The sequence below is a fragment of the Spirochaetota bacterium genome, from assembly GCA_030154445.1.
GTDB lineage: Bacteria > Spirochaetota > Brevinematia > Brevinematales > Brevinemataceae > Brevinema_A.
Genome location: JAGUQW010000002.1, coordinates 260,378 through 279,579, shown reverse-complemented (window position 1 = coordinate 279,579; position 19,202 = coordinate 260,378). Strand labels below are relative to the sequence as shown.

Genomic DNA, 19,202 nt, shown 5'->3' with positions numbered 1-19,202 from the left:
AATCATATACCCTATAACAATAATACATATATTATTTATTTTTAATCTAATACACAAATAAAAAATGCTACAAACTTGATAGAGTGTAACATTTTTTTATTTATATATTAACAAAATCTTATATTTTATATAGATTTGATATTTTTAGCTACAACATCCCAATTTACTATATTCCAAAATAATGATACATAATCAGGTCTTCTATTTTGATAATTAAGATAGTAAGCATGTTCCCATACATCCAATCCTAATACTGGTGTATAGCCTTCCATTAATGGAGAATCTTGATTTGCTGTACTTATTATCTTGAGCTTCTTATTTTGATCGACTACTAACCATGCCCAACCTGAACCAAAGCGTGTTTTCGCTGCATTTTCAAATTCTGCTTTAAATTTTTCAATAGATCCAAATGTTGTTTCTAGCATCTCTTTGAGATCACTAGGTATAGAGACAACATCTTTAGTTAATAATTTCCAAAATAAAGAATGATTATGGTGGCCACCACCATGATTACGAACAGCTAGTTTTGCAGATTCTGGAAGTGTATTCCATGATTTCAACAATTCTTCTACAGTTTTACCTGCAAGAGCTGGATGACTTTCAACAACTGCATTCAATCCTGTTACATAAGCTTGATGATGTTTTGTATAGTGAATTTCCATTGTTTTTGCATCAATAGTTGGCTCTAAAGTTTCATAACTGTAACCTAATTCTGGTAATTGAAACATATTGTTCTCCTAAATATTAAGATATTTTATATAATTTTTTATAGTATACTAGATTTATATATCTAATTCAAGTATACTATACAATATATATTTTAGTCAAGGGGTTCTTAATGAAGTTATCTCAATTTTCAGAGTTTTTAACTACTTATTTTATTAAATACACTACTATTACTAGTCAAAGTAAATCTAATATCCTAGAATTACCAACTACTTCTGGACAAATGCTTTTGGCAAAAATGCTCAAAGATGATCTTACAGATTTCGGTATTACTGATATAGAATTACAAGATAATGCTATTTTATTAGCTAAAATATCTGGAACAACTACTGCTCCTCCTATTTTGTTTATGGCACATATAGATACTGTAGATATTGGAGAAAGCCCCCATGTACATGCTCATATAGTTAATTTTAAGGGCGAAGATTTCCCACTAAACAAAGATAAGACCATTATATTCAGTGTCACTGATCATCCAGAAATCATGAATTACCAAAATGATAATATTATCGTTACTGATGGGACTAGTGTTCTTGGTGGTGATGATAAAGCTGGTGTTACTGTTATGATGGGATTAGCCAAATATTTGTCTTCTAACAATATTCCTCATGGTGATGTTTATTTATTATTTGTTCCTGATGAAGAAGTGGGATTGAGAGGCGCTTATGCTTTTGATATTAACAAACTTCCTAAAAATATATTATCTTATACTATTGATGGGGGTCCTATAGGTGAATTTGGTTATGAGACTTTTAATGGAGCGTCTGTAGTTATAGACATCAAAGGTGTTTCCATACATCCTGGATCAGCAAAAGGTATTCTTGTTAACCCTATTTTAGTTGCTAATGATATTATTAGCCTTTTAGATCCTTTAGACACACCTGAGTATTCTGAAGGTAAAGAAGGATTTATCTTGGTTACAGATATATCAGGTAATGCTTCTGATGCCAAAATAGAAATGATTATTAGAGATTTTGATAAAGAAAGATTTAATGCTCGTAAAATATTTTTACAAAAAACTATCTCTAAAATCCAACAAAAATATCCAAAAGCTTCTATAGAATTAGAAATATCTGATTCTTACGCAAATATTGCCAATAATCTCACAGACGATAAAACTTGTATTACTATCGTAGAAGAAGCTATGTCCAATCTTGAAATACCTATTCATGTTTGTCCTATTAGAGGCGGGACAGATGGAGCTGTATTCTCTTCCAAAGGTCTTCCTACCCCTAATCTTTTTACAGGTGCTCACAATATCCATTCTATTTATGAATATCTCCCTATCTCTGCTTTTACTAAATCTTTAGAAGTCGCTATAGAGATAGTAAAATTAGCACCTAAATACAAATAAATTGATAAGAAAGCTCAACAATCAAAAAAGGACTCCTTTATTATGAAGAGTCCTTTTTAACATGTTAATTTTTTATACTGGTTTTTTTGCGACAAATTCTATTTTTATATAAGAATGAGGATTAGGAGACAATGCTGTAACAATAACCGTTGTTCGGATTGGATTTGGATTGGATTCAAAGCGATCTTGATACCAAGGTAGATATTCTTCAAAAATATTTACTTTATCAGTAATATATACATTCACCTTAAATATATCTTCAAAACCAGCACCATATTCATTTAATTCAGCTAGTAATAAATCTACAGAAGTATTTGCTTGTTCTATAAAACTCTCTACTGATTCTGGTGAACTTATTCCTAATTGACCGTGCGTATAAATAATACCATCGACACAAACAGAATTAGAAAAACACCTTTTATTCGGATTAGAATTTTGATAATGTATAGCCATAATATACTCCTTAATAGTATTCTTTCTAATTTATTATAGCATTTCGGTTCAACTCAAACAATATCTTTTTATAATAAAGAAGCTAAGATGTTTTATCATTTATAATAGTATAATTTTATGATAGAGGTATTATTGACAAAAAGTGAAAAATATTATACAATAACTACACTTCAAACAATTAATAACTCATCAATTAAGTAGAGCCTTGTGCTTTAAAACTGCATATAATTCTATATAAGGACAAAAGATGATACAAATATCAAGCCTTAACAAAGGTTATTCCAATCAAGAAATTTTAAGTGATGTTTCTTTTACAATAAATGAAGGTGAAAAACTCGGTCTAGTAGGAAGAAATGGACATGGTAAAACTACTCTATTTCGTATGTTAGCTGGATTAGAAAATCCTGATTCTGGTACTATTCAATTTCCAAAAGGATACAAAATTGCTTATCTCAAACAAGAAATGAGTTTTGATCACCCTAATGTCTTAGAAGAAGTTTTATCTGTCATTCCTGAAGGCGAACCTAAAGAAGAATGGTTTGCTGAAAAAATTCTATTTGGATTAGATTTCGATGCTGAAATGATTACTAAAGATCCAAACACTTTATCTGGTGGCTGGATGAACAGGATCAATTTAGCTAAAGTTTTGATTAGTAATGCGGACATGCTTCTTTTAGATGAGCCTACAAACCATTTGGATATTGTTACGATACATTGGTTAGCTAATTTTTTGAAAAACTGGCGTAAAGAACTTATTTTAATTACGCATGATAGAATGTTTATGGATACTATTATTAATCATATCATGGCTATTCACCGTAAACAAGTTCGTAAAATTCCTGGAACATCTGTAAAATTATATGAACAAATTGCAACAGAAGAAGAAGTACACGAAAAAACTAGATTAAATGATGCCAAAGAAAAAGAAAAAGTAGAACTCTTCATCAGTAAATTTCGTGCCAAAGCTCGTCTTGCTGGAATGGTACAATCTCGTATCAAAAGTTTAGAGAAAAAAGATTTTAAAGGAAAGTTAGATGCTATTACAGACTTAGATTTCAAATTTAATCTCAAAAAATTTGATACCAAAATAATGCTTACCGTTGACAATCTATGTTTTGGTTATGATCCTAAAGAATTACTTATAAAAGGTTTAGATTTTGATGTTTCTAAAGGCGACAAAATTGCTATTGTTGGTAAAAATGGTAAAGGTAAATCTACTCTACTGCGTTTATTATGTGATAAATTAAGCCCTACTTCAGGTAATGTAAGATCTCATCCTCAGTTACTACCTGGTTATTATGGTCAGGTAGCAGAACAAGAGCTAAATCCTATGCTAACTATTGAGGAAGAAATTGCTAGTGTACTTCCTGGTGGAAATAGAGGCTATGCTCGTAGTATCGCTGGAGCAATGTTATTTGAAGGTGAGTTATCATTAAAAAGATGTAATGTACTATCTGGGGGTGAAAAAGCTCGTGTTCTTCTTGCAAAATTAATTGCAACCCCTACTCATTGTCTCTTTTTAGATGAACCTTCTAACCACTTAGATATGCAAAGTGTTGACTCTCTAACTGAAGCGTTAGAGAATTTTAATGGTGGTATGGTATTTGTTACGCATAACGAAATGATGCTCCATGCATTAGCTACTAAATTAATCGTGTTTGATGGTGATTTTCCTTATGTATTCCTTGGTACTTATCAAGAATTTTTAGAAGACAAAGGATTCTCTGGTGAAGAGCTTGCTAAAAAGCCTAAAAAAGAGAAAACTAAAGGTAATCTTTCTAAAGAAGAAAAAAAAGAACTACAAAAAAAGAAACAAGCTTTTCAAAATTCTCTCAAACCACTTAAAAATGAAATTAGTGCTATAGAAGAACAAATACAAAATGCAGAAGATAGAACTAAAGATGCTCAAACGGAACTTGTTATCGCATCTGAAAAAAATAATGGAGAAGCATTAGCACTCTTAGGAAAAGAACTCAATACTCTTAAAATCCAAATTGATACACTTTTTAGTTCCTTATCATCCAAAAATAATGAATTAGAAGAATTACAAAAAAATGCTCCTTATTAATTTTAAACTACCATATAAAAAGCCCCTTATTAATTAAGGGGCTTTTATGATTTCATATATTAATGATAAATTATTTGATTTGTACAAGCTGTTTAAGAAGACTATTCATAGAAGTTATTTTTAATGCAACTTCTGGGGAATTAATATCTTTAGTTAATTCTCGAGATCGAGCCCAAACTTGTCCCAAAACATCTTCATAAATAGCAATTTTCAATGGTAATTCATAGCTCCACGCCATATTATTATTCATTAAAGTTGTTCCAACTAATGGATTACCAAAAATAACAATGACAGATGGTTTCATTTCTAATTTTACTTCTTTTGCACCTTTTTGATGATCTATTTTAGCAAAAATAACTAAGCCTTTTGATAACAATGTTTTTTCTAATTTTTTTACAGCCACTTCTACAGAAATCGTTAATTTTTCTTCTATAACTTCTTGAGCAAACATTGGGTTAATTAATAATAATAATAATAAACTAAATTTATTCATATCAATATCTCCTATTTGTTTATATTAAATTTGATTCAATCAAAATTTTATTATGAAATACAGATTTTTTGTTTATAATGAGTTCGAAAATAGTATCCACTGTTGCTACTGCAATAGCCGTTAACGGTCTTTGTATGATTTTTAATTGTTGATTTGGCTTAATAATACAAAGCTCGTGTTCTTCTAAAAAAACAAAACCTTCCAATTTAATATTTGGTATACTTTGAGCTATATTTACAGAATAAGATCCTATAATTACCCATAAATCTGGGTTTTGAGTATTTTGAAAATTTTGTAATTTATCACTATCTCCTTGATCTCCATTAAGACAACAAAGTGATTCATCTGAAAAATCTTGTTCTAAAATTAATTGATATTGAACTTTCATTTGTTCTTTTAATTTTATTAAATAATCAAGTTCTAAATATTTTTTTTCAATTAATACAGCTACTTTTCTTTTACCTTGATCAAAATAAGATTTAATACCATTAAACAAATCAACAATATAATCACAACCAATATTAATACATTTTGCAGAAAAAGTATGAGCACTAATAATAAGGATAGGTAAATTATGTTTTTTTAGTATAATTTCTTCTTTTTCATCATAAATAATAATTATTGCTTTACTATGTTTATCTGATTCTAAAGATTTAATTTTATGATCTAAATCATTCACAGAAGTATAATCTACAATAGTTGTACGATACCCTTTTGTATAAAACATCTCTATTAATTTTGCTACTAGAGGTATTTGTGTTTTTTTTATCCCAGACAAAGGTACTATTATAGCTATTGTTTCTAACTTTATAGGGATTTTATTAGGATCAGGGTGGTATCCTAATAATTCTGCAATAGCTAGTATTTTTTCTCTTGTTTTAACTGATAATTGATGTGGTTTGTGATAAGCTAATGAAACTGATGAAACAGATACTCCTGCTTTTTTTGCAACATCACGAATAGAACTCATAACTAACACCCTTTTATATACTATATAAATTATTATATAGTATAACACACTTTATAATTTAACACAAGTTATAAAGTTTATTGTATTAAAAATATGAAAAATCAAAACTACAGAAATTTGAGATTAATATTATAATCAATTATTATGTATAGTATATATTAAAATTATGAGGATTATTATGAATAAAAAACAAATTTTATGGCTAAGCTTAGGAATATTTTTAGCTATACCTATTTCTTTTTATGCTCAACAACTGTCTATTCCTTCTGTCAATTTTAATGTTAGTCAAGCTCAAACACCTCAGGAAGTTTCTCTAGCTTTACAAATTTTATTCTTACTTACTATTATTTCTTTAGCGCCTTCATTACTAATATTAATGACATCTTTTGTTAGAATTTATATTGTTCTTTCTTTTGTAGGAAGAGGTATAGGAACACAAAATTTACCTCCTACTCAAACAATTGCAGGACTGTCGTTGTTTCTCACTTTATTTATTATGTTTCCTACCTTACAAAAATCCTATACAGAAGGGTTACAACCATATTTTGAAGGATCTATTACTTTAGACGAAGGTTATGTTAAAGGGGTTGCCCCCATTAGAGAATTCATGTTTAGAGAGACATCTGAACGATATATTTATCGTTTTATCCAGCTTTCTGGTATTGAAAGACCTAGAAATCAAAATGATGTTCCTACTTATATATTGATACCAGCCTTTGTTCTTAATGAAATATCGATAGCTTTTTATATGGGGGTGCTAATCATGATTCCATTTACTATTATAGAAATAGTCGTTGCAGGAACATTAATGTCTATGGGAATGATGATGGTACCGCCTGTTACTATTTCTTTTCCTATCAAAATATTATTATTTGTATTAGCTGATGGTTGGGATTTATTAATAGATAATCTTGTTCGCAGCTTTATGAGATAAATTGTAATTAAGAGGTTCATATGTCACAAGGTGCTATTCTAAATATTATCAATTTAGCAATGATAGAAGTTTTATTTCTAAGTGTTCCTATATTAGGTATCACAATGATATTAGGTTTGATCATTTCTATTTTTCAAGCAACTACTTCTCTTCAAGAACAAACACTCACTTTTGTCCCTAAATTTATTATTGTAACTATCCTATTAGCAATAAGTGCTCCTTTTTATATTACAAGAATGCTTAATTTTATTGATGCCATGTTTTCATTAATAGCTACCGCTCAACTTTAGGATACACGATGTTATTTGATTATTTTCAACAACACTTCCAAACTTTTCTTAATATTTTTGCTCGTATTTTTGGCTTATTATTATTATTACCTGTTTTTTCTACCGGTATTCCTACCATGGTTCGAGCTGGATTGAGTTTTTTCATAGCATTACTAAGTACACCACTGGTGGTAGGAATGAATTTATTAGCTCCTGTACCAAATATTTCTGAGTATATTATTCATTTATTAAGTAGTTTAATAATAGGCCTTGCCATAGGATTTATTGTTCAAATAACCGTATCTTCTATACAATTGTCTAGTAGTATTTTTTCAAACACGATGGGCTTAAGTTTTAGTGAAAATGTCAACCCTCTGACCCAAGATAATATACCAACACTTGGTAATTTTTTATCTATTATAATCATGTTGTTATTTATTCGAACAGAATCTCATTTTGTTTTTATAGAAATTATTGTAAAATCATTTCAAGAAATACCCATCATACAAACTTCTTCTATACAAGCTTTATTTTTATCTATTAAAACAGCAGCATCTGTTATCCTAGCTCTAGCTTTTCGTATTTCATTGCCTATTATTAGTGTTACTTTACTATTAGATATTGCTATGGGGCTTATTGGTCGTGTTGCTCCTCAATTTAATGTAATGGTTATGGGGTGGAATATCAAAATATTTATAGGACTTGTGGTATTATGGCTTATCACGCCTAGTATTTTAGATGTAGGAACTATATTATTCAAAGATCTTCATAATTCTATTTTACAATTAATTCGTCTCTCCAAACAAGGTGCTTAAATGTCAACAAACACACAAGAATTACTTTTTTCTATTAATCTTACAACTCTTCTTTGCGATCCAATATTACTAACATTAGATTTACAACGCTTTGCTAATCCTGAAGATGAAGGACGCACCGAAGAGCCATCCGAAGCAAAAAAGAGGAAATCCAGAGAAGATGGCGATATTCCTCAATCCCAAGAATTAATAGGTATTATTTCTTTTTTGGCAATATTTTTATGTATTGTTGTTTTTTGGAGGCATTTTTATAATAATATGTTCAAATTAGTAGTTTTTTATATGGAAGGAATCGATACAATAAAATTTACTAAAAATGATGTTCAAGGGATGAGTTTTAATACTATAGGTATTCTTATGACTTTATTATGGCCTATCTTTTTTACTGCTGTCTTATCTACTTTGATTGCTTCTTTAGCTCAAACTAAATTTTTATTCACTACCAAAAAATTGACTCCAAATTTTTCAAAAATATTTGGAAATATTTTTTCTAATTTAAAAAAAATGTTCTGGTCAAAACAAACATTCTTTAATCTTGGTAAATCACTAGCAAAAGTAGTTATAGTTTTTGGTATTGCCTTTATCTTTACCATGAATGAATTGGGTACTATCATCTCTTATATTCATATGGACAGTAATACTGCCTTAGGATCTATGGCTGGGATTATTGTTAGATTTGTATTTATCACTGGGATGATTTTGTTATTACTTGCTATTTCTGATTATATTTTTCAATACAAAGAATATATAGAATCCCTAAAAATGACCAAACAAGAAGTTAAAGAAGAGTTCAAAGAACAAGAGGGAAATCCTGAAATCAAACAAAAAATTCGTCAACTAGGTCATCAAATGGGTAATAGGCGTATGATGCAAACTATTCCAACAGCTGATGTTATTATTACCAACCCAACTCACTATGCTGTAGCTATTAAATACGATAGATCTTTTATGAATGCTCCTATGGTTATTGCTAAAGGAACAGATAGGGTTGCCTTAAAAATAAGAGAAATCGCTATAGAAAATAATATTCCAATCTATGAAAACAAACCTCTAGCTCGTGGATTGTATGCAGATGCTAATATTGGTGATGAGATTCCTTATGAATTTTATAAAACTGTAGCTGATGTGCTCTCTCTTGTATATTCCAAAAACATTCCTAAATCAAGATCTATTCCAATTACCCCATAAAATAAGCTCAAATATTCAATCTTAAAATTTTACATATATCACTATATCACTTATAATATAAAATAAAATCTTATGAGGTAGATATGGCTGAACCTAATATTGGATTACAACAAGGTATAAAAACTCTCGAAAAAATATCACAAAACTCTGACCTATTTATAGCATTTGCTGCAATTGGTGGAGTATTGATGCTAATTATCCCTGTTCCTCCAATACTGTTAGACTTTTTTCTTCTCATTAATTTGTCTGTCTCTTTTCTGATTATTTTATCAACCTTATACATAAAAAAACCTTCTGACTTTTCATCTTTTCCAACTCTTATTCTATTTACAACAGTTTTTGGACTTGCTCTTAATATATCATCTACGAGATTAATTCTTACCAAAGGTAATGCTGGTCATATTATCACAGCTTTTGGTGATTTTGTTGTAGCTGGAAATCTTGTTGTTGGTTTTGTTATCTTTATTATCTTATTAGCTATTCAATTTTTAGTAATCACAAAAGGTGCTACTCGTGTTTCCGAAGTTGCTGCTAGATTCGCTCTAGATGCTATGCCAGGAAAACAACTTGCAATCAATGAAGATCTCAATTCAGGGGCTATTACCGAAGAAGAAGCAAGAAAACGTCGTAGTGATTTGACCATGGAAACAGGCTTTTATGGATCAATGGATGGTGCTTCCAAATTTGTATCAGGTAATGTTCAAATGGCTGCTGTAGTCTTAGTTGTTGATGTCATTGGTGGTATTATTATTGGTATGATGAATGGTATGGATATTAGTGCTGCAGCAGATCGCTATATTACCTTAACTATAGGGGACGGTCTCGTTTCTCAAATTCCAGCATTACTTGTTTCTGTCGCTACAGGTATTATTGTTACTAGAAACTCCTCAAATGAGAAATTTGCTTCTGATATTGCTACACAAATTGTTATGTTACCAAAAACACTATATATGACAGGTGGTGCTATTCTTTTTATGGGGTTTTTACCTGGTTTTCCTTTTTTCATGTGTCTCTTTCTTGGCGGAATTATGTTAGTATCAGCTTATCTCATGGGACAATCTACTATAGAACAAGAAAATACCAAAATAAAAAATCAACAGCAAGAAGCAGCTCAAGCTGATGACCAACCTACCATACAAGATATTTTACATGTTGATCCTATGAGTATGGAAATCGGATATAGTCTTATTCCCCTAGTAGACAAAACTCAAGGGGGTGATCTACTAGAGCGTATCAAACTGATGCGTAGACATATAGGATTAGATTTGGGTATTTTAGTACCCCCTATTCGTATTACAGATAATATAAGTGCAGATTCTCAAGAATATATTATTAAAGTTCGTGGAATGGAAATTGGCCGAGGGCAAGTTTTTGTCAACAAACTTCTTGCGATGAATCCTCAAAAAGATCTAAAGCTTATTGAAGGTATTGAAAGTATGGAACCTGCCTTTAACCTTCCTGCAAAATGGATTTCTTTAGATGACAGAGCCAAAGCAGAAATTAGTGGTTTTGATGTGTTTGATCCACCTTCTGTAATTGCGACACATTTAACAGAACTAATAAGAAGAAATTCTTTTGAGTTACTTACTAGACAAGATGTTCAGTATATGATGGATGCTCTCCACAAAGAATTCCCAACACTTGTTGATGATACACTCAAACAATCAAATATTGGTGAAATTCATAAAATTTTACAAGCTTTATTAAAAGAACGCGTGAAAATACGCAATATGATACCTATTTTAGAAGTAATTTCAGATTATAGAGCTAGTTTACCACACTTAGATGCTGTAACCGAACAAATTCGAGATGTCTTAGGAAAACAAATCTTATCAGATCCTTCTGTAAGTACTAATAATTCTATTAAAGCTCTTCTAATAGATCCACAATGGGAACAAATTCTTATGAACTCTATTGAAGATACTCCGCAAGGTTATATTTCAACATTAGACAACGCTAGTATGACTCAATTTGTAAATCTAGTTGGTCAAACTATAGAACAAAAACTTACAGAAGGTATCCATCCTGTAATTTTATGTTCAAAACGTATTAGAAGATTAATAAGAGAAATTCTATTCCATTCTTTTCCCAATACTACAGTTATTGCCTATTCTGAAGTGCCTCAAAATTTTAGTGTAGAACAATTAGGAATGATTAATTTTCCTGCTACTAATTAAATATTGCTAAAAATCAGTTAATCAATTATAATATATAAATAAAAATTTCAAAGGATCTGTTATGCGTTATCAAACATTCACAGGTAAAAACAAACAAGAAGCCTACGCTTTATTAAATACTGAGAAAAAATATGATCCTGCCTTAAAAGAAGCTCGATTAATTAAAGATACCGAAGAAACAGTTTCCTCCTTTATGGGACTAAAACAACAAACCATTTATAAAATAGTTATAGGTATTCCTGAACACACATCTTTTATTGAAGATGATAAAAAAATAAGGAATTTTCCAAAACCTTTAACATCAAAAAATAAAGATAATGGATTTAATAATATATTTTCTTCTATAGAAAAAAATATTATTAAACAAAAAACTGCAATTTTTTCAAAAAAAGCAGTAGATGATAATCTGTTTACAATAAAAAATACAGCAAAAGTTACAGAACAAATATCACGATTGGAACAAATATTACCAAAAAGAGCGTATTCTGCTCCAACAAATACTAAAAATAAAATCATCAAAGAAACTGAGCTGAAAAAAGAATTAGCAAATATTAGAAGTGACTTCAAAGAATTAGCAAATATTCTAACATCTCAACAAAAAAATATTAACAATTCTCAATTGATTAATATTTTACAAGAAGGTAGGGAATTACCTAATGAATATGAAATTCACCAACAGCATCTTCGTTGGATAGATAAATATTTGAGTGAAAGAGAATTTTCACATAAAATTATTGAAGATATTATCAGTAATTTAGAAAAATCTCCTGAAATTCTAACAGATAAAAGTAATATTTTAGTAGCTGTAGAAAAATTTTTACAAAAAAATATTCCTATTACTAATATTAGTTTAGATCACTATAAATATGAACACGATATTATTTTTGTTGGACCAACAGGAGTTGGTAAAACAAGTACGATTGTCAAATTAGCAGCACATCTTTCTTTAATGAGGAAAAAAACATTTCGCTTTATTTCTATTGATAGATATAAAGTAGGTGGTGAAACTCAATTAGAAAAACTAGCAGGCTACATGAATACTCAATTTCATGCTATTAACAAACAAGAAGATTTTTTTATACTAATGAATGAAAAAAAATTAGATTTTACATTTATAGATACAGCAGGAAAAGGACCAAAAGAAACAATTGCTATTCAAGAATTAGCACATTGGATATCCATGATAGGTAAACCTATAGATACTCATTTAGTAGTAAGTGCTACTACTAAAGTTTCTGATTTAGATTACATTTGTGATGCCTATAGTATTCTTAATTACAATCATATATTAGTAACTAAATTAGATGAAACAAAAACATTAGGATCTATTATTTCTTTATCATATAAATATAGAAAACCATTTTCTTTTATAACTGATGGTCAAGAAATTCCTCAAGATTTTGAAATCGCAGATACACATCGTCTCATTAAAGAATCTCTACAATAAGGAGTTTTTATGTCTGTATTACTAGGTCCAAATCAAGCTGAAGGACTAAGACGCATGGTTGAAAATAATAATTCTCGTACACGAATAATTACTGTAACATCTGGTAAAGGTGGGGTTGGTAAAAGTAATTTTGCTCTTAATTTTGCAATAACTTTAGCCAATCTCAAAGATAACTACTCTCAACCAAAAAGAGTTGTTCTTATGGATGCAGATTTAGGACTTGCTAATATTAATATTCTTTTAGGAATAATTCCTAAATCAAATTTATATCATGTACTTAAAGGTCAAAAAAAATTACATGAGATTATAATACCTACTAATTATGGTGTTGATCTTATTGCAGGAGCTTCGGGATTAAGTCAACTAGCTAATATGTCTGAAGAAGAACGAATGAATATCATTACTGGTATTTTGGAATTAAACTATGCTGATTTTCTTATTATAGATACAGCAGCTGGTGTATCATCTAATGTTACTCATTTTGCTACGATTGCTCATGAAACTATTGTTGTTACAACACCTGAACCTACTTCTATTACAGATGCTTATGGTATTATCAAATCTATTTCTTTAGATCATAGTACACAACCATCAGCCTTAAAACTAGTAGTTAATAGAGCTCGTTCTCAAAGTGAAGCTGAAAAAGTTGCTGGCAAATTAATTTCTATTTCTAATCAATTTTTGAATGTCAAATTAGAACCATTAGGCTACATTCCTGATTCTTTATTAATACCTACAGCTGTAAGAAAACAAATTCCTTTTTGTATTTTACAACCCACCTCGGCTCCTTCTCAAAGTATAGAACAAATTACTAGAAAAATATTAAATATAGCACCTTCTGAGCTCCAAAATGCTCCAGGCTGGAAAAAATTTTTAGATTATCTTATTGGAAATGAATAAACTAATGAAGTATCAAATATTATTACTATTCTTCTTTGTAAATATAATTTATACACAAGATTTTTCGTTTTTAGGTATTAATTTTGAAATGACACAAGAAGAAATAATAACCACCATAGAAAATTCAAAATATTTAATTGTTGCTGAAGATATTCTTTTAAAACAATTAATTCTCCCTACTCCTTATACATTAGTATTGAAATCTAGCTATAGTAACAATAACCTAATTAATAAAGTTTTTATTGATTTTAATAATAAACTTAGTTATCAAATCACTATTTTTTTTAATCCTGAATATTTTTCTTTTTATACGCTATCTGAAAAGATGCTTGATAACTATGGGATTCCACAAAGTAGAAATCCTAATAAAGTCACTTGGTACGATACATCAAAAATTAAAAGAGCTACTTTAGAATTTCCCGCAACTGTGAAATTTACAGATATGTATATCTTAGAAAAAATTTTACAACAACAAAATAAAATACTTGAAAAAGGTTCTAGTGAATCATTAGATTATAAAGAGCGTCAGTTTATTCTTAATGAATTATAACAAAAAAAATCCTGAATATTCAGGATTTTTTTTAAGACAAATATTTATATGATTAATTAATAATAGTTTCTATAAGATTATTTTTATGAAAACAAGCACAAGTGTGATTATCAGTAATTTCTAAGTTTGGATAATCTTTAAAACAATTTTCTTGAGCATACATACAACGAGAAGCAAAACGACAATATGGAGCTGGATCAATAGGAGAAGTTATTTCTCCTCTTAATTTGATTCTATTATGTTTTTGATCTAAAGATGGAATTGCTATTGCAGATAATAAAGCTTGTGTATAAGGATGTTGAGGATTTTTAAACAAATCCTCAGAAGAAGCTTGTTCTACTACTTTACCAAGATACATAACCATAATTTCATCAGCAAAATGTTTTACAATAGATAAATCATGAGTAATAAATAAATAGGTCAGTTTAAATTCTTGTTGTAAATCTTGCATTAGATTTAGTACTTGTGCTTGAATTGATACATCAAGTGAAGAAACAGGTTCATCACATATCATAAATTTAGGTTGTAACACCAAAGCTCTACCTATACCGACGCGTTGACGCCGACCTCCATCTAATTCATGAGGATAAGAATTGATTAAGTTTCGAGCTAATCCAACAGTATCCATTATTTTATAAACTTTATTAGTCAAAGTACTATCTTTTTTAGCTAATTTATGAACTAAAAGAGGTTCTCCAATTGTTTCACCAATAGTCATTCGAGGATTTAAAGAAGCGTAAGGATCTTGAAAAATTAATTGCATGTGACGGCGAGCATCACGCATTTCTTCATAAGAATAAGAAAGTAAATCTCTTCCTTCAAATAATATTTGTCCTTCGTCAGGTTCTATCAAACGAAGTAAAAGACGACCTGTAGTAGATTTTCCACACCCTGATTCTCCCACTACACCCAAAGTTTTTCCTTCAGGAATACTAAAAGAAACATCATCAACAGCATGTACAACACCTTTAGGAGTAGGAAAATGTTTTTTTAGATTTCTAACTTCAATTAAATTTTTAGGCATGATCCACTCCTTTAATAAGTCCTTCATAAATCAAACATTCAACCGTATTTCCTTCTTGAAGGGTCATATTTTTTGGAACTGTTATAGCACATACTTCTGTAGCATAAGGACAGCGTGGATGAAAAGTACATCCAGAAGGTAAATCTGTTGGATCAGGAGTTAACCCTTTAATAGGATTTAATCGTTCTACATTATTTATTAAATTAGGAATAGAACCAAATAATCCTACTGTATAAGGATGTTTTGTTGTTCTAAATATATTTTCTACCGTGCCATTTTCAACAACTTTTCCAGCGTACATAATAGCAACATGATCACATACTTGTGCAACAACTCCCAAATCATGAGTAATTAACATCATTGCTGTTTTGAATTCTTTTTGTAATTCTCGCATTAATTCTAAAACTTGTGCTTGAATTGTTACATCTAAAGCTGTTGTAGGTTCGTCGGCAATAATTAATTTGGGATTGCAAGATAAAGCTATAGCAATCACAACACGCTGCTTCATACCACCAGAAAATTGATGTGGATATTCATTAAAGCGTTGTTTTGGAATACCTACTAATTCTAGCATTTCTTCAGCTCTATTCAAAGCATCCTGTTTTGATAATTCTTTTTGATGAATCTCTATAACTTCTAAAATTTGCTCACCAATAGTCATAACAGGATTTAATGATGTCATAGGATCTTGAAAAATCATAGAGATTTTTCCTCCCCTAATACTTCTCATTTCAGCTTCCGTTTTGTTAAGAATTTCTTCTCCCATAAATCGAATACTTCCTGAAATAATACGCCCTTGAGGTTCTGCAATTAATCTCATAATACTGAGAGCTGTTGTAGTTTTACCTGCTCCTGTTTCACCAACAAGACCAAAAGTATCCCCCGCATGAAGAATCATATTAAACCCATTTACAGCGTGAACAGCACCACTTTCTGATGTGTATTTGACAAATAAATCTTTTATTTCTAATATTATTTCTTTTGAACTCATCATATACTTCCTACTTCAATTTTGGATCAAGAGCATCACGCAATCCATCGCCTAGTAAATTTAATGAAAGAATCGTAATCATAATTGCAACTCCTGGATATGTTGTTACCCAAGAAGCTCTTCTTATAAAGCTCCGTCCTCCAGCAAGCATAGATCCCCATTCTGGAGTTGGAGGTTGAACTCCCAATCCTATAAAACTTAAACCTGCAATACTTAAAATAGCTCCTGCTACTCCAAGAGTTCCTTGAACAATAATAGGTGACATTACATTAGGAATAATATGTTTGATAATAATATAAATATGATTTGCGCCTATTGCATGAGCTGCTTCAATAAATTCTTGTCCCCTAATAGATAATACAGAAGCTCTCACTATCCTTGCATAAACAGGTACAGAAGAAATAGATATTGCAATTACTAGATTGACTAAACTTGGTCCTAAAGCTGATACAACAGCAATAGATAGTAAGATAGAAGGAATAGCTAGGAATACATCCATAATACGCATTATAACATTATCCAACCAACCACCAAAATATCCTGCAAGAGCTCCAAGAAATCCACCCAATACAATTGATATAGAAACAGCTACAAAACCAATACTGAGAGAAATTCTTGTTCCATGAACAATACGAGCAAATATATCTCTACCAAATTCATCTGTACCTAATAAAGTACTATATCCTGGTTTTGAAAATGTATTAGATAAATTTTGTTTAATAACTACTAATTCATAATTAGCAATAAAATCTGCAAAAATAGCAAGTACTGTCAATGTTAAAATAATACATAGTCCCAAAATAGCTAAAGGATTTTTACGCAATCTTTTTATAACACTTGATAATTGAGAACCAAACATATGTGAAAAAAGTATTAATGATAGTAATATACCAAATATAAATCGTGTTGTAAGTGCTATAAAATGAACAATTCTTGCTATTTTATTAAATTCTCCTGCTTCATTTGGTATGAAAGCACTAATATTATAAGATTTTGAGATACTAATTAAATTAATAATAATCATAAAAACTGAAAACATTATAAAAATATTTTTATAATGTTTTTGATCAATATGGTAATAAAATAAATCTTTTGATTGTTGTACTTGATTCATAATTTACTCCTTATTTATATCTAGATCTAATTCGAGGATCAATATATACATAAATAATATCAACAATCAAATTAACTAAACTAAATGCAATAGCAAGAAAAATAACAATACCCATAACTCTAGGCGTATCTTTTTGACGAATAGCTTCTACTAACAATCTACCAACACCAGGCCATGAAAAAACACTTTCTGTCAGAATAGCCCCACCTAACAAGCTACCAAATTGAATACCTATTACTGTTATTACAGGAATCAGTGCATTTTTTAATGCATGTCTTGTAATTACATAAAATTCACTAACTCCTTTGGCTCTAGCAGTTCTAATATAATCTTGTCGAACAACATCTAACATAGAAGATCTTGTCATACGAGTAATAATTGCAGCAGTGCTTATTCCTAAACTAAGTGTCGGTAAAACCAAGGCTCTTACTCCATTAATAGACCAAGATGGTTGCCCTACAGCCGGTAACAAATTCCAATGTAACGAAAATTGTAAAATTAACATTAAGCCAAGCCAAAATACAGGCATAGAAACCCCTAATAAAGTAAGAAGCATTATACCACTATCCCATAAAGAATATTGACGAACTGCTGTGAAAACACCTATAGGAATTCCTATCAATATGGCCAGTAAAACGGCACTAATAGTAAGTACCAAAGTATTAGGAAAACGAGACATGATCTCTTGAGCAACAGGTACATTCGTTGTATATGATCGTCCAAAATCACCGACAACTACACGAGATACATATTTTAAATATCTAACAATAAAAGGATCATTAAGACCTAATTCTTCTCTTTTATTAGCTAACGCTTCGGCTGAGGCACTTTCTCCTAAAATTAATTGAGCTGGATCTCCAGGGGTTAGTGATATTATTGAAAAAACCACAAATGAAATCCCCAATACAACAGGAATTAACATCATGAGACGCTTGAAAATATATTTACCCATAATTTACCTCTAAAACAGTTTGATCTGTATTTACAACATATTGTACACCATTACATCAAAAAAATCAACTAGATTAGATTGTTTTATATACGATTGTCAAAAAATGTATATAAATCAATCTATTTTGGTTGATTTTCGGGCGTTTTTTCATTATATTTTTGATATGAATTTAAAATAAAATAAAAATATGGAAATAATACTATTGCAAAAGCTTCTCTAATTGATACATATAATAATTTATGAAAAGGAATATTTACTCTATCTGTTGCAACATACATAACATCATCGTATCCATATACTGTTGCATATAATAATATTCTAGGTATATGATATGCTTGCGATACAAAAATAGGACTGGTATTTAATTGTTGAGATTTTTGATAAGCATACCTAATCGTATCTCTAGTATTATAACTAAATTTATCTCTAATTAAATATTCTATTGAAATATCATGATTTTTCAAATATTCAAACATTACTTGAACTTCTTCTTTATGACCACTCAATAAAATAAATGTCTTATTGTGATTTATACCAGATAATTGAGTCCAAACTTCTATTCCTTTATTCAATCGTTTTTCTAATGCTAAAACAGGACTACCATTTTTTAAAAAACCAGCCCCTAAAATGACTATCAAACGAGAATCATTATGAAAATTAGGAGACGGTTTATAAAAAGCGATTCCTAAAAAAAATAAACAAAATACAAGACTACTAGCTATTAAAAATTTGATAAAAATATATACTATCGATTTATACATAATGATTATTATAATA

At 29.7% G+C, this 19,202-nt stretch carries 19 protein-coding genes; 10 read left to right on the top strand and 9 right to left on the bottom strand.

All coding sequences use genetic code 11. From position 1 onward, the window contains the following. Positions 1-125: 125 nt before the first annotated feature. Complete coding sequence (locus tag KFW21_01445; protein MDK2818099.1) at positions 126-728, bottom strand: superoxide dismutase; 603 nt, start codon at positions 726-728, stop codon at positions 126-128. Positions 729-838: 110 nt separating this feature from the next. Here KFW21_01445 and pepT point away from each other — a divergent pair, with 110 nt between their 5' ends. Further along, positions 839-2,080: a peptidase T gene (gene pepT / locus KFW21_01440; protein MDK2818098.1), complete on the top strand. Its 1,242-nt coding sequence runs from the start codon at positions 839-841 to the stop codon at positions 2,078-2,080. A 72-nt stretch (positions 2,081-2,152) separates the two neighbouring features. Here the strand turns inward: pepT and KFW21_01435 are convergent, their stop codons facing one another. Continuing rightward, a complete protein-coding gene (locus KFW21_01435; GenBank protein MDK2818097.1) occupies positions 2,153-2,533 on the bottom strand; it encodes a RidA family protein in 381 nt (126 codons plus the stop codon). A gap of 247 nt (positions 2,534-2,780) precedes the next feature. Between KFW21_01435 and KFW21_01430 the strand changes: the two genes are divergently transcribed. Next, positions 2,781-4,601, top strand: coding sequence for an ATP-binding cassette domain-containing protein (locus KFW21_01430; protein ID MDK2818096.1), 1,821 nt, complete (start codon positions 2,781-2,783; stop codon positions 4,599-4,601). A gap of 70 nt (positions 4,602-4,671) precedes the next feature. On the opposite strand, the gene KFW21_01425 is transcribed toward KFW21_01430, so the two are convergent. After that, positions 4,672-5,094 carry a DUF302 domain-containing protein gene (locus KFW21_01425; protein MDK2818095.1) on the bottom strand — a complete coding sequence of 141 codons (423 nt, stop codon included), beginning with the start codon at positions 5,092-5,094 and terminating at the stop codon, positions 4,672-4,674. 19 nt (positions 5,095-5,113) lie between these two features. Continuing rightward, positions 5,114-6,064, bottom strand: a complete 951-nt coding sequence (locus KFW21_01420) for a LacI family DNA-binding transcriptional regulator (protein MDK2818094.1) — start codon at positions 6,062-6,064, stop codon at positions 5,114-5,116. Between the two features lie 178 nt (positions 6,065-6,242). Here KFW21_01420 and fliP point away from each other — a divergent pair, with 178 nt between their 5' ends. The 8 genes from fliP (at position 6,243) to KFW21_01380 (ending at position 14,344) form a co-directional block, all read left to right on the top strand. Continuing rightward, positions 6,243-6,998 (top strand): flagellar type III secretion system pore protein FliP, encoded by a 756-nt coding sequence (gene fliP / locus KFW21_01415; protein ID MDK2818093.1) that lies wholly within the window; start codon positions 6,243-6,245, stop codon positions 6,996-6,998. A gap of 20 nt (positions 6,999-7,018) precedes the next feature. After that, positions 7,019-7,288, top strand: a complete 270-nt coding sequence (locus tag KFW21_01410) for a flagellar biosynthetic protein FliQ (protein ID MDK2818092.1) — start codon at positions 7,019-7,021, stop codon at positions 7,286-7,288. Between the two features lie 8 nt (positions 7,289-7,296). Further along, positions 7,297-8,082: a flagellar biosynthetic protein FliR gene (locus KFW21_01405; protein ID MDK2818091.1), complete on the top strand. Its 786-nt coding sequence runs from the start codon at positions 7,297-7,299 to the stop codon at positions 8,080-8,082. Beyond that, on the top strand, positions 8,083-9,270 hold the full coding sequence (flhB, locus tag KFW21_01400; protein MDK2818090.1) for a flagellar biosynthesis protein FlhB: 1,188 nt from the start codon (positions 8,083-8,085) through the stop codon (positions 9,268-9,270). Positions 9,271-9,353: 83 nt separating this feature from the next. Then, a complete protein-coding gene (gene flhA / locus KFW21_01395) occupies positions 9,354-11,447 on the top strand; it encodes a flagellar biosynthesis protein FlhA (GenBank protein MDK2818089.1) in 2,094 nt (697 codons plus the stop codon). A 61-nt stretch (positions 11,448-11,508) separates the two neighbouring features. Next, the gene (locus tag KFW21_01390; GenBank protein MDK2818088.1) at positions 11,509-12,894 is read left to right on the top strand and encodes a hypothetical protein; all 1,386 of its coding nucleotides are present in this window, start codon (positions 11,509-11,511) and stop codon (positions 12,892-12,894) included. 9 nt (positions 12,895-12,903) lie between these two features. After that, positions 12,904-13,794, top strand: a complete 891-nt coding sequence (locus KFW21_01385; protein ID MDK2818087.1) for a MinD/ParA family protein — start codon at positions 12,904-12,906, stop codon at positions 13,792-13,794. After that, the gene (locus KFW21_01380) at positions 13,787-14,344 is read left to right on the top strand and encodes a hypothetical protein (GenBank protein ID MDK2818086.1); all 558 of its coding nucleotides are present in this window, start codon (positions 13,787-13,789) and stop codon (positions 14,342-14,344) included. The genes KFW21_01385 and KFW21_01380 overlap by 8 nt, the downstream gene beginning before the upstream one ends. Before the next feature lie 52 nt (positions 14,345-14,396). Here KFW21_01380 and KFW21_01375 read toward each other — a convergent pair whose 3' ends face one another. The 5 genes from KFW21_01375 to KFW21_01355 all read right to left on the bottom strand — a co-directional run bounded on the left by KFW21_01375 (position 14,397) and on the right by KFW21_01355 (position 19,186). Then, complete coding sequence (locus tag KFW21_01375) at positions 14,397-15,368, bottom strand: ATP-binding cassette domain-containing protein (GenBank protein ID MDK2818085.1); 972 nt, start codon at positions 15,366-15,368, stop codon at positions 14,397-14,399. Continuing rightward, positions 15,361-16,359 carry an ABC transporter ATP-binding protein gene (locus tag KFW21_01370; protein ID MDK2818084.1) on the bottom strand — a complete coding sequence of 333 codons (999 nt, stop codon included), beginning with the start codon at positions 16,357-16,359 and terminating at the stop codon, positions 15,361-15,363. Before KFW21_01370 ends, KFW21_01375 begins: the two co-directional genes overlap by 8 nt. A gap of 10 nt (positions 16,360-16,369) precedes the next feature. Beyond that, positions 16,370-17,218, bottom strand: a complete 849-nt coding sequence (locus tag KFW21_01365; GenBank protein ID MDK2818083.1) for an ABC transporter permease — start codon at positions 17,216-17,218, stop codon at positions 16,370-16,372. Positions 17,219-17,483: 265 nt separating this feature from the next. Then, positions 17,484-18,425 (bottom strand): ABC transporter permease, encoded by a 942-nt coding sequence (locus KFW21_01360; GenBank protein MDK2818082.1) that lies wholly within the window; start codon positions 18,423-18,425, stop codon positions 17,484-17,486. 119 nt (positions 18,426-18,544) lie between these two features. After that, entirely contained in the window at positions 18,545-19,186 is a 642-nt protein-coding gene (locus tag KFW21_01355) for a YdcF family protein (GenBank protein ID MDK2818081.1), read from the bottom strand. Positions 19,187-19,202: the final 16 nt, after the last annotated feature.